Source organism: Streptomyces sp. NPDC041205 (genome assembly GCF_055591765.1).
In genome coordinates this window covers 692,243-704,165 of sequence record NZ_JBVIZH010000003.1, presented here as the reverse complement: position 1 = coordinate 704,165, position 11,923 = coordinate 692,243, and the positions used below count along the sequence as shown (strand labels likewise).

Below are 11,923 nucleotides of genomic sequence, written 5' to 3'. Positions count from 1 at the left end.
AGTTGGCCGTGTGAACGCTAGGAGCGAGTGGGGCCCGTACGCGTCGCCCGTGCGAACCCCATGCGGTACCGCGCTGGGACAAGCCGCGAGAACGTCATCCCTGCGATGTAGGCGGCTGATGTATCCGGTGCGCCGACGACGACCGCCAAGGCGGACTCCACGGGTTCACGCGGTGGCGACAATGAACCGGTGATGAACGTACGTACGACGATGGCGCGGCTGGCGGAAGCCGCCCGGCGGACGGTCCTCGACGCCGGGCTCGCGAGCGGTCCACCGCTGCGGCCCACCCGGCGCGCCTGGCAGTTCGACGTGCTGGTGGCGCTGGTCATCGGAGTCTCCACCGTCTACTACGGCATCGACAACGCCGGCAACGTCGTGGTGCGTGAGATCGCACCCGGCGTGCAGCATGTCGTGCGGCGCCCGCACGGCCCCGGCGGCCTGGCCTTCATGGTGACCCTCGCGGCCGTCGCCTCGGGCGCACTGGCGCTGCGCCGCCGCTACCCGCTCGCCGTGCTGTGCGTCGTGACGGCCGCGACCCTGGCGACCCCGCAGAGCGTTCTGCGGCTGACCTTCTACGCGTTCGTCATCGCCGTCTACAGCGCCGCCGTGTACAGCCCGTACCGGGTGGCGACCCTGGCGGCGCTACCGGTGTCGGTCGTCCTGGTCGGCACCTCGGGGAACTCGGTGACACCGATCGTCCCCAACGAATACATCGCCCTGCTGATCCTCGTCCCGATGGCCGTGGCCGCTGTCGGCCTGCGCACCTGGAAACTCCGCACCGACGAGGGCCGCACCCGGCTCTCCGCCCTGGAACGCGAACAGGCCGAGGCGCTGCGCCGGGCCGTCGAGCACGAGCGGGCCCGCATCGCGCGCGAACTGCACGACGTCGTCACGCACAACGTGAGCGTGATGGTCATTCAGGCGGGCGCCGCCCGCACGATCATGAAATCCTCCCCCGAGCAGGCCGGCGAGGCGCTGCTCGCGGTCGAAGCGGGAGGACGGGCGGCCATGACCGAGCTGCGGCACGTCATGGGGCTGCTCACCATGGCCGACGAGGGCGAGGAACCGGGCCGGGGCGCCGACTTGGCCGACGCGTCGAGGGAGCTGGCCCCGCAGCCCGGCCTGGACCAGTTGGAAAAGCTGGTCGGCCGGGTCCGTGACACCGGACTGCCCGTCGACCTGACCGTGACAGGTCCGCCCCGTCCGCTGCCCCCGGGCCTGGAACTCGCCGCCTACCGTGTCGTCCAGGAAGCCCTCACCAACACCGTGAAGCACGCGTCCGGCGCCACCGCCGCCGTGACCGTCGAATACCGTCCCGAACAGCTCAGGGTGGAGGTGACCGACGCCGGAGGACGCCCCGGCGCGGACGCGGCGGCCGGAAGCGGCCGGGGCCTGATCGGCCTGCGCGAGCGCCTCGCCGTCTACGACGGAACCCTCACCACAGGCCGGTGCCTGACCGGCGGCTACCGTGTGGAGGCCTTGATCCCCTTGGAGACACTGTGACCGAGCCGCTGCGTGTGCTCCTCGCCGACGACCAGACCCTGGTCCGTACCGGATTCCGGTTGATTCTCGGTGCCGACGGCATCGACGTCGTCGCCGAGGCCACCAACGGGGCCGAAGCCGTCGACAGGGCCCGCCGTACCCGTCCCGACGTGGTCCTGATGGACATCCGGATGCCCGAGATGGACGGCCTGGAGGCCACCCGCCACATCCTCACCGGCGCCCCGGACGAGCCACGCGTCATCATGCTGACCACCTTCGACCTCGACCGGTACGTCTACGCGGCACTGTCCGCCGGTGCCAGTGGCTTCCTCCTCAAGGACGTCACCCCCGAGCAACTGACCGCGTCCGTCCGCACGGTCCGTACGGGCGACGCTCTCCTCGCACCCGCCATCACCCGTCGCCTCGTGCAGCGTTTCGCCGGAGGCGAACATCAACGCAGTGCCGGAGGCGAACATCAACGCAGTGCCGGAGGCGAACATCAACGCAGTGCCGGAGGCGAACATCAGCACGGCTCCGCAGGCCAACATCGGCACGCCCCCGACACCGCCCCCCTCCACCGCGACCTCGCCCCGCTCACCCCGCGCGAACTGGAGGTCCTCGGCCTGCTGGCACGCGGACTGAGCAACGCCGAACTCGCCACCCACCTGCATCTGGCCGAGGCGACGGTCAAAACGCACGTCGCCCGCATCCTCGCCAAGCTCGGCCTGCGTGACCGTGTCCAGGCCGTCATCGTCGCGTATGAATCAGGGCTGGTCAGCGCCGGTGCGTACGAGCCCACCCAGCATCCCGCCGGGCGGACGTGGGCCGGAGCCGAGACATGAGCTGAGCAGAAGCAGGCGGACAGGCCGCATGGGCCGACACGCACGTGCGCCGTACGTCCGCGGGCGGCCGGAACCGGTCCCCGCGGACGTACGGCGCGAGCAGACTCACCGGACGGGCTCAGACAGCGGCCCGCCGGACGACGGGCGTCAGCCCAGCTCGCCCGCCGCCTTCTTGATGTCGGCCGCGAAGTGGCTCACCTCGGTGTAGACGCCCGGCTTGGACGGACGGGCGCAGCCCTCGCCCCAGCTCACGATGCCGACCTGGACGAGCTTGTCGCTGTCGTCCTTGCGGAACATGGGGCCGCCGGAGTCGCCCTGACAGGTGTCGACGCCGCCGGTGTCCATCTTCCCGGCGCACAGCTCCTCGTCCTCGACCAGGTTGGAGTAGGCGCCCTTGCAGGTCGCGTCGTCCACGAACGGCACCTGGGCCTTGAGGAGGTGGCGCTGCTGGCTGCCGCCCTCCTTGTCGGCGCCCCAGCCGGCGATGGTGAAGTCGCCCTTGTCGAACGAGTTGTTCTCGGCTATCGGCAGCGTCGGCTGGTCGATGGCCTTCTCCAGCTTGATGACCGCCCAGTCCTTGCCGGTCCCGTTGTAGCCGGGAGCCTGGATGACCTTGGTGGCCTTGACCGTGACGGCGTCCGGCGACTCCAGGTCGACCACACCGCCGGTGGCGGTGATGTTCGGGTTGTCGCTGCTGCCGTCGACGCAGTGGGCGGCGGTCAGCACGACGTCCTTCTCAAGGAGCGAGCCGCCACAGCCCATCGAAAGACGGACCATGAAAGGGAATTCGCCCTGCTCGGCCGGGGTGCCGCCGACGACCCTCGTGCGGGGCCCGTCGCCGCCGGGCCCGTCAGCGGGCACAGCCCAGGAGTTGGCCGGGTTCAGGCTGAAAGCGGCGAGGGTGACGGCGCCGACGGCGGCGGCCCTCTTGAGGTACGTGACCGTGTTCTTCAACGGACTTCCTCTCGGTGGGGGGAGAGCACTCTGTTGGGCTCATGCCAACCCCAGGCCGGAGGCGCCCTTCGGAAAAACCGCATGGACAAGGGCAGTTGACCGCAAGGTGTCCGGGCCCCGTGGGGTGAGCCCGTGAAGTGCTCCCGTGATTATGGAGACCCACCGAACGGCTCGGCAAGACCTCCTCACACACCAGTCACGCACAACCCACCTCACGCGCACGGCACTTCTGCCTCGTACTGCGGCCCAATGCCGCGCCCCGGAGCCCGTCCGATGGGTCGGCGCGAAGCAAGGATCGGCTCGAAGCGGGAACTTCGCTCCGCCCTGGCCGTGGTCTGCGCGTTCAGCCGGTACGGCGATCCCGGCGACGACGGCAATGTTCCCGAACCGTTCGATCATGTCAACGTCGGGGCCCGTGCGGTCCATGACAGGCTTGCAGTTCCTGGGCCGCCCGTCGCCCTCGCCGTCATGGAGTACGCCGTCCTGGCGGTGCGGTTCGTCGACGACGACGTCGAACTCCCCTTGCCCATGGGCGGGTTTCACGACCGCGTCCGCCATCTGACCGCCCTGCCGGTCCGCGCCCTCGATCCCGCGCCGCGCGCCGCCCCCGCCCCCGCCCCCGACGAGCGCGAGAAACTTCCTCCCCGGCCCGCGCAGCCGGGCCCCTGACTCCCCGGCCCCTCGCAACGACACCCCACCTACCGCAAGCGAGGGCGCGACCATCGCGCCTACATCGTCGAGTACAAGCTCACGTGCGGCGCATGACCGGCGGCCGGGGCTGGGTGGCCCACCAACGGAAGTGGTCGGCGGCGTCCGCGCCGGTCGTCCGGGGGCGGATCCACGGGACGACCGGGTTCGGTGTGAGGTGGTCATGGTGCACAGCGGCAGAGCCTCTGCCTCGTCACCTCCGGAGCCACGCGCTGACTCCCTCCCGCCACTCCTCGAACAGCTCCCGCTCCCCGACGATCTCCACCGCGTCGTCCAGGACGGAGTCCCGTTGGTACATGAGCAGCAGGAGCGCCGCCGCCGAACCGCGCAGACTCACGGCCGCTCCCCCGGGTGCGCCTTCTCCCGCTCCGTGGCGCCGCACGGCGGGCGCCTCACCGGTGAGGTCGATCAGCCAGTCCCCCCGCGCCCCGGGGGCCGCGTCCGTCGCGTGGAAGTGGACGGTCCGGCCGGGCCCGAGCAGGCCGCGCATCGCCTCCGGGGACTCGTAGACCTGCGGCAGTTCGAGGAAGCCCAGCCACTCGGCCAGGGCGTCGAGGGCGACGTCGTGGTCCAGGATGTACGTCCCGTCGACGGCCGCGACCGCGTCCGCGCGGTGCACCACTGTCTCCACCGTCATGCGGCGCGCCCAGAACACCGGGGTGCCGCTCGGCGCCACCGTCCACACCTGCGCGTCCGGTCCGGCCTTCCGCAAGGCGTCCGCGAACAGCTCCGCGCCCTCGCTCAACCAGGCGCCGAGCGCGGCGACATCCGCCCTGTCGTCGCCCGACACGTCGTTCACCTGGTCGTCCGGCACCGGGCCCGTCGCCCGGGTGCGGACGATCTCCTCGGCCCAGCGGTGCGCGCCACCCAGGTGCCGCAGGAGGTCACCGAGGCTCCAGCCGGCGCAGGTCGGCACCGGGGCGGCAAGGTCCGCGCCCTTGATCGAGAGGGTCAACCGCTCTGTCTGCGCGACGATTTCGGCGGCGTAGCGATCCAAGGTCAAGTCGGTCATGGGGGCACGATAGCGGCGGCTCGGCGCTGGGGCTCGCTGCTTTTTCCCGGGCGTGGAGGGCCGCATGCCGCGGGCGTGGAGGGCCGCATTCTCCAGGTCCTGGAGGGTCGCGTTCCCCAGGGCCCGAGCGCCGAGGGTGGCGGCCGCGTGCACCACGGCCGCCCTCCCCCGCACCTGTCGCGTCCAGCCCGCGGCTCCCGCTCAGGACGACGTCGCCAGGAACTGGGTCGCGGCCAGCTCGCCGTACAGCGGATCTCCCTCGACCAGTTCGTCGTGCGTGCCGACCGCGCGGACCCGGCCCGCGTCCATGACGACGATCCGGTCGGCCAGCGTGACCGTCGACAGCCGGTGCGCGACGACGAGGACCGTCACGGTCTTCGACACCTCGGCGACGACGTCGCGCAGCGCCAGTTCGTTGACGGCGTCCAGTTGCGAGGTCGCCTCGTCGAGGAGCAGCAGCCGGGGCTTGCGCAGCAGGGCGCGGGCGATGGCCACGCGCTGGCGTTCACCGCCGGAGAGCTTGGAGCCGCGGTGGCCGACCACGGTCTCCAGACCGTCGGGCAGCTTCTCCACGAGGCTGTCCAGGCGTGCTTGTACGAGGACGTCGTGGATCTCGGTGTCGGTGGCGTCCGGCGCGGCGAACAGCAGGTTCTCGCGCAGGGTGCCCGCGAGGACGGGGGCGTCCTGCTCGACGTACCCGATGGTCGCGCGCAACTCGGCGAGCGGCCAGTCCTGTACGTCCCGGCCGTCGACGAGGACGCGGCCGCCCGTGGCGTCGTAGAAGCGCTCGACGAGCCCGAAGACGGTGGTCTTGCCCGCGCCGGACGGGCCGACGAAGGCCGTCATGCCGGGGCCGGGGACGGCGAAGGTCACTCCGTGGTGGACGTGGGGGAGGTCGGGGCGGTAGCGGAAGGTGACGTCCTGGAAGAGGACGGAGGCGGGCCGCTCCACGGCTGCCCGACGGCTCGCCGCCCGGTCCCCCTGCTCCGTGACGGTGGCCGCCTCCTCCGTCTCCATCCGCTCCGCCTGCACGATGCGGGCCACGGCGGCGGAGCCCACCTGGTACTGGGTGACGGCGTCGACGAGACGGCTCACCGGGTCGATCAGGTAGAAGAGCAGCATCAGGAACGCCACGAGGGTAGCGACGGAGATCGCCTCGGAAGCGACGCGCGCGCCGCCGACGCCGAGCACCGCGAGGAACGAGACCTGGATGGCGAAGCCCATCGAACTCCACGCCACCGCCTGCCACTTGGCCGACTTCACACCGTGCCGCCAGGCCTCGCGCGCCGCCGCCTCGACCTTGGCGACCTCGCGTTCCTCGGCGCCGGAGGCCTTCAGCGTGCGGAACGCGCCGAAGGCCCGCTCCAGAGCGGTCGAGATCATGCCGACGGCTTCCTGCGACCGCTGTGTCGCCTTGGAGATCTTCGGCATGACCAGGCCGGTCGCGGCCCCGATGAGGACGATCACACCGAGCGTGACGCCGAGGAGCACCGGGTCCATGAAAGCCATCATCACGATGGTCGCGACGACGGTGAGCGCCCCGGAGAACGCGGACACCACGGCCTGCGTGGTGACGGCCTGGAGCAGCGTCGTGTCCGAGGTGACGCGGGACATCAGGTCGCCGGGCTGTACGCGCTCGATCTCCGAGACCTTGAGCCGCAGCAGGCGCCCGATGAGGGACCGCCGCGAGTCGAGGACGACGGACTGCGCGGTGCGTTCCAGGATGTAGCTGCCGACGGACTCGACGGCCGTCCCGACCACCAGGAGCCCCGTGAGCAGGACGAGGATCGAGGTGATCGACTCGTCGTCCTGAAGCCGGCTCACCAACTGCTCGACCGCGACCGGCTGCGCGAGGCCGGTGGCGGCGCCGATCAGGGTGAACAGCGCGCCGAGCGCCACGATGCCGCGGTGCGGCTTGAAGTGTCTGTACAGGACGGTCCAGGTCTCCCGCGCGGGAAGCCGCTCGGGCGCGTCCTTCTCCTCGGTCTGCTCGGCCTTGTTGGCCTTCGCGGCCCTCTCGGCCCTCTCGGCCCTCTCGGCCTTCTCAGCCTCGCCGGAGGCGCGGGCGCCTTCGGCGTCGGGGGCACCGGCGGACTTGCCCGTGCGCACGGGCCCCCCGCCGCCCGCCGGCTCTTCGGCGTGAGACTGTTTATCGAACGTTGGTTCTGGACTGGTCACACACGACAGGACGCGTCAGGGCGCGTTCCGCCTGACCTAAATTCGCGGTCGATCGCGGGGCCGTCGCGCCGAGATTCACGGTCAGGGCCCGTGGCGCGGCGGGGGAGGGTGGCTTTTCGCCAGCAGAGGGCGCCGCCAGCCTCTGCGCCTGCGGGCGAACTGGTGGCATGTGCGGAGTTGCCAGGCGGTTGGGCGGGGTGCCGGAACCTCAAGAAATACTCCGGAACTCTCTTCCATCCATGTGTGAAGGCGCAGGTCACGGCCTGTGGTCCCCGCACGCGCGGGGGTGACCCCTCCAAGCCCCCCACGGCGAGGCCGTCCGCAAACAAGCCCGCAGCGAATGACCGATCAAGCGCGGGTCCGCGTCAAAGCGCCGCCCGCGCCGCCGAGCCCAGCAGCGGGCCCGCCCCCGGCGCCTCCCCCGTCTCCTCCCGCCGCCGCCCGCCCCGCGCCAGGAAGTCCGCGAGGGGCAGCGTCGCCGCGCCCACCGTCACCGCGTCCGGGCCCAGTTCGCCGAGGGCCACGGTGACGCGGGCCGCGGGATGGCGCAGGGAGTACGCCGCGGCGTGCTCGCGGACGGCGGGGAGGAGGTGCGGGCCGAGGGCGAGGCCCGCCCAGCCGCCGACGAGGACGCGTTCGGGGCCGAAGAGGTTCACCAGGCCGGAGATGCCCGCGCCGAGATACTCGGCGGTCTCGTCGAGCACGGCCCGCGCCACGGGGTCGGCGGCGTCGCCGTCCTCGGGGTGAGCGGCCGCGATCAGCGCGGCGACCCCGCTCTCCTCACCGGTCCCGGGCGGCTCGCCCCCCGCCTCGCGCCAGCGGTCGAGCAGCGCCTCCGCCCCCACGTACGCCTCCAGGCAGCCCAGCGCCCCGCACCGGCAGCGCCGCCCGCGCACACGGACGGTCAGGTGCCCCCACTCGCCGGGCCCGCCGTGGATGACGCCGTCGGTGACGATGCACGCGCCGACGCCGGAGCCGAGGAGGACGATGACCGCGTCGCGCACCCCGCGGCCGCCGCCGAACCACATCTCGGCCTGGCCGAGCGCGCGGGCACCGTTGTCGATGAAGTACGCCGATTCCGGTGGGAGTTGGACGGCCTCGCGGAGCAGGGACTCCAAGGGCACCGCGTCCCAGCCGATGGTCTGGCCGTGGACGAGGGCGCCGCCGGGGGCGGTCGTCTCGACGATGCCGGGGACGCCGACGCCGACGCCGATCAGACCCTCGCCCGCCGTGAGCCCGGCGGCGGCGGTGACTTCGGCGACGCCGTCGCGGATATGGGCGACGACGGCCTCGACGTCATGGCCGGTCGGGGTCAACGGGCGGTCGGCGCGGGCGAGTTCCGCGAGGGCGAGGTCGAAGGCCTCGATGCGGACGCGGGTCTCGCCGACGTCCACGCCGATGAGGTGGCCGCTGCCGGGGGCCACCCGCAGCAGGGTGCGGGGGCGCCCGCCGTCGGACTCGACGACCCCGGCCTCCTCCAAGAGGTGGTCGGCGGTGAGTTCGGCGACGACGTTGCTGACGGAGCCGGAGCTGAGCCCGGTTGCGCCGCCGAGCGCCTGGCGGCTCATCGGCCCGTGGAAGTACAACCGGCGCAGCACCGAAGCCCGGTTGCCCAGACGCAGGTCACGCACGGTTCGGCTGTTCCGCTCGGCCATGTGGCTCCTCTCCCCGTTCGCAACATACCCGTGCCGTACCCCTTGACGCGACTTGCCTTCAGGATTTAACTCACGCTCTAAGTTAAGCCGTGAAGCTCATTCAAACACTGAACACAACCATCACGGGGACCCCTCTCAGCACCCACCGGGTTCCCCAACACGACTGCGCTCGACAGGACTTGAGCGCAGCCAAGTGACCGCTCCCCCGCCCGTCCCGCCCCCGCCGAAAGGACCTCCATGACCGACACCTCCGACCTCGCCGCGCTCCCCCACCCCTTCACCTGGGGGGCTCCACGTCGGCGTACCAGATCGAGGGAGCCGCCGCGGAAGACAGCCGCTCCCCCGTCCATGTGGGACACCTTCTCCCGCACCCCCGGCAAGGTCGCGCACGCCGCCGTGGTCGCCGAACGCCTCGGCGACCGGGTGCCGCAGTGGGCCACGCTCAACGAGCCGCTCTGCTCGGCCTGGATCGGCCATTTGGAGGGCTGGAGGTGTACGGCACCGAAATCCCGCAACAGCACGGCGACTTGGACGTCATCGCGCAGCCCCTGGACTGACTGGGCCTCAACTACTGCATCCCCGCCCACGTCACCGACGACCCCGCGGGCCCGCCCCCGCGCGCCCACCGGATCCACCGCCCCGGCCGACGGCACACCGGCATGGGCTGGGAGATCGACGCGAACGGCCTGGAGACCCTGCTCCTGCGCCTCACCAAGGACTACGGCGCGCGCAAGCTCTACGTCACCGAGAACGGCTCGTCCTACCCCGACGTGGTCCGCGCCGACGGCTCCGTCGACGACCCCGAGCGCACCCAGTACCTCCGCGAACACCTCACGGCCTGCGCCCGCGCCGCCCACCGGGGCGCACCCCTCGCCGGCTACTACGCCTGGACCCTCTTCGACAACTTCGAGTGGGCGTACGGCTACGACAAGCGTTTCGGCCTCGTCCACGTGGACTGCGCGACGCGGCGACGCACGGTGAAGGGCAGCGGGCGCCTGTACGCGGACCTGATCCGCCGGCATCGGCTGCGGGCTCGGCGGGCGGCCTGAGGGACGCCCGTGCGGCGGCTCGTGGGGTGGCTGCTGCCGCGGGCGTCGCGGGAGCCCTCGGGCGTCGAAAGGCCGTGGGGTGGCAGTTGCTCAGTGGCCGGTCACCGGTGTCCACAAGGGATCGTCGTCTCCGTCGACATCGCGCAGTTCCCAGTCGGTCGGCACGTCGCCGAGGCCCGTGGAGCCCGTGAGCCAGTACGTCGTGTCCGGGCCCCACCCAGCGAGCACGGTGGCGCGGGGCTCGCCGGAGTCCCCCGCGTCTGCCGTGGCGCTCACGTTCAACGCCCGGCCTGCCGTGCTCAGATATCCGGTCCCCGTGAGATGCACCGCGTCGAAGTCGGCGGCGACCGCCTCCCAGTCGGGGATGTACCACTGGGCCGTGCGACCCGTTGCCCGCGACCAGTCGTGCCGCCGCCCCCGGGTGACCCGCAGGGGGTACCGCGCGACCAGGTCCGTCCAGGCCCGCGGCCCGGTGATCTCATAGGTCCGGCCGTCCTGCGGCACACGCGTCGGCCACAGCCGCGCACGCGTCCAGCCCGCACCGTCCTCGACGGCCATGAGCTGCGTGGCACCCAGCCGCGGGAGCGCGCGGGAGGTCACGGTCACGCCGGAGGCCGGGGGCGTCGACCACCAGATCCCGCTGTACGAGACCGAGGGGTCCTCGCGGAAGGGCGGTGCGTCACGCTCGTCCTTCACCGTCTGCGCCTTCCACCTCCGCAGGGACTCGGCGGCCCCGCGGGCGGGCGGCGGACGGTCCTTGTCCCCGGGCTTCTCGATCCACTGGACGTGCACCTGCGCGGTTGGCTCCATGGCCGCCGCCCACCAGGTGGTCTCCGGCGCGTCACCGACGGCTCGCGCGAGCGGGCGCAGTGCCTCGACGAGCTCTTGGTGGCCGAGCAGGGAGTCCTCCTCGTCCGGCTCCTGCCAGTACATCGCGGCGGCCGCGCTGTCGCCCAGAGCCCTCATCAGGCCCAGCTCTCCCGCGGCCGCGACCGTGCGGACAGGGTCCAAGGCGTCCAGGTGCCGGAGCAGTCGCCTCCGCCTCCGCTGGTCGGCGGGATCGTGCGCCGCGTGGAAATCGTGCGCCGCGTGGAAGAAGGCTTCCCTCACGTCGTCGGAACGCTCCGCGAGCACCATGCACAGCCGGCGACCGCGCGGACCGTCAAGTATGTCGAACGCGCCCATCTGCTGGCTCTCCTGGTCCGTGGGGGTCCACCGCTGTCCGTCCGACCCGGAGTTGTACCTGATCAGCAAGGTCCGGCGGAGTCGGTCAGTGCGGTCGCCGTCTGGGTGAGGTGTCGGGCCAGGACCTCGGCCGCCGTGTCGGCGTCGCGGGCCAGTGCCGCCTCCTCCAGGCGGCGGTGTTCGCCGAAGCCGTCCCGGTCGGGGTCGCGGTGGGCCGACCAGCGGCGGGCCAGTTCGCTCGCGGTCCACATGCGGTCGAAGGTCTCGAGGAGGACGGGGTTGCCGCAGCCTTCGAGCAGGGTGCGGTGGAAGACGCGGTGGGCCTCGGACCAGGTGCTGCTGTAGTACTCGCCCTCCCCCGGTTCGTACGCCGGGGTGCGGGCCAGGCGGTGGTGGGCGGCTCGTACGCGGGCCTCCCAGTCGACGTCGCCGCGCTCGACGGACATGCGCAGGACGACCGGTTCGACGGTCCTGCGGGCCTCGGCGATCTCCTGCCAGCGGCGGTCGGAGAAGGCCGGGACGGCGAAGCCGCGGTTGTGCAGACGGTCGGCCAGGCCTTCGCCGACAAGCCGCACGAGCGCCTCTCGCACGACGGCCAGGCTCACGCCCTGGTCCTTGGCCAGGTCCTGCGGCTTGAGGGCGTCACCCGGGGCGAAGTCCCCGCACATGATCGCGTCCCGCAGGTGTGCGTGGACCTGCTCGGAGAGCATCTGCTTCCCCGACTGCCTTCCCGTCCGCTGTCCCGACGGGGGTGAGGTGTGGACCGTCTGCGTCATGCCGCCAGCATAGACGATCTCTTCAATAATCGATTATTGATGCTATGGTCGATTCATCGGCGATAAGAGACGGCGGCGGTGC

General features: G+C 71.9%; 10 protein-coding genes and 1 pseudogene. 4 read left to right on the top strand and 7 right to left on the bottom strand.

Going from position 1 to position 11,923, the window contains the following annotated elements:
• Window positions 1-192: 192 nt before the first annotated feature.
• The gene (locus ACZ6BG_RS17435; protein WP_469001925.1) at window positions 193-1,503 is read left to right on the top strand and encodes a sensor histidine kinase; all 1,311 of its coding nucleotides are present in this window, start codon (window positions 193-195) and stop codon (window positions 1,501-1,503) included.
• The gene (locus tag ACZ6BG_RS17430) at window positions 1,500-2,324 is read left to right on the top strand and encodes a response regulator (protein ID WP_469001922.1); all 825 of its coding nucleotides are present in this window, start codon (window positions 1,500-1,502) and stop codon (window positions 2,322-2,324) included. Before ACZ6BG_RS17435 ends, ACZ6BG_RS17430 begins: the two co-directional genes overlap by 4 nt.
• A gap of 147 nt (window positions 2,325-2,471) precedes the next feature.
• Here the strand turns inward: ACZ6BG_RS17430 and ACZ6BG_RS17425 are convergent, their stop codons facing one another.
• Window positions 2,472-3,278 (bottom strand): S1 family peptidase, encoded by an 807-nt coding sequence (locus ACZ6BG_RS17425; RefSeq protein WP_380889728.1) that lies wholly within the window; start codon window positions 3,276-3,278, stop codon window positions 2,472-2,474.
• 468 nt (window positions 3,279-3,746) lie between these two features.
• On the opposite strand from ACZ6BG_RS17425, the gene ACZ6BG_RS17420 reads away from it, so the two are divergent.
• Window positions 3,747-3,947, top strand: a complete 201-nt coding sequence (locus tag ACZ6BG_RS17420) for a hypothetical protein (RefSeq protein WP_469001918.1) — start codon at window positions 3,747-3,749, stop codon at window positions 3,945-3,947.
• Between the two features lie 79 nt (window positions 3,948-4,026).
• Here the strand turns inward: ACZ6BG_RS17420 and ACZ6BG_RS17415 are convergent, their stop codons facing one another.
• The 4 genes from ACZ6BG_RS17415 to ACZ6BG_RS17400 form a co-directional block, all read right to left on the bottom strand.
• A complete protein-coding gene (locus ACZ6BG_RS17415) occupies window positions 4,027-4,158 on the bottom strand; it encodes a hypothetical protein (RefSeq protein ID WP_469001916.1) in 132 nt (43 codons plus the stop codon).
• Between the two features lie 21 nt (window positions 4,159-4,179).
• Window positions 4,180-4,998, bottom strand: coding sequence for a maleylpyruvate isomerase family mycothiol-dependent enzyme (locus tag ACZ6BG_RS17410; RefSeq protein WP_469001912.1), 819 nt, complete (start codon window positions 4,996-4,998; stop codon window positions 4,180-4,182).
• A gap of 201 nt (window positions 4,999-5,199) precedes the next feature.
• Window positions 5,200-6,930: an ABC transporter ATP-binding protein gene (locus ACZ6BG_RS17405; protein WP_469002971.1), complete on the bottom strand. Its 1,731-nt coding sequence runs from the start codon at window positions 6,928-6,930 to the stop codon at window positions 5,200-5,202.
• Between the two features lie 611 nt (window positions 6,931-7,541).
• On the bottom strand, window positions 7,542-8,831 hold the full coding sequence (locus ACZ6BG_RS17400; RefSeq protein WP_469001910.1) for an ROK family transcriptional regulator: 1,290 nt from the start codon (window positions 8,829-8,831) through the stop codon (window positions 7,542-7,544).
• 237 nt (window positions 8,832-9,068) lie between these two features.
• Here ACZ6BG_RS17400 and ACZ6BG_RS17395 point away from each other — a divergent pair.
• Window positions 9,069-9,880 (top strand): annotated as a pseudogene (locus ACZ6BG_RS17395) (family 1 glycosylhydrolase).
• Between the two features lie 90 nt (window positions 9,881-9,970).
• Here the strand turns inward: ACZ6BG_RS17395 and ACZ6BG_RS17390 are convergent.
• Together ACZ6BG_RS17390 and ACZ6BG_RS17385 are read right to left on the bottom strand one after the other, a co-directional pair.
• Window positions 9,971-11,134, bottom strand: a complete 1,164-nt coding sequence (locus ACZ6BG_RS17390; RefSeq protein ID WP_469001907.1) for a hypothetical protein — start codon at window positions 11,132-11,134, stop codon at window positions 9,971-9,973.
• The gene (locus ACZ6BG_RS17385; protein ID WP_469001905.1) at window positions 11,128-11,841 is read right to left on the bottom strand and encodes a GntR family transcriptional regulator; all 714 of its coding nucleotides are present in this window, start codon (window positions 11,839-11,841) and stop codon (window positions 11,128-11,130) included. Before ACZ6BG_RS17385 ends, ACZ6BG_RS17390 begins: the two co-directional genes overlap by 7 nt.
• Window positions 11,842-11,923: the final 82 nt, after the last annotated feature.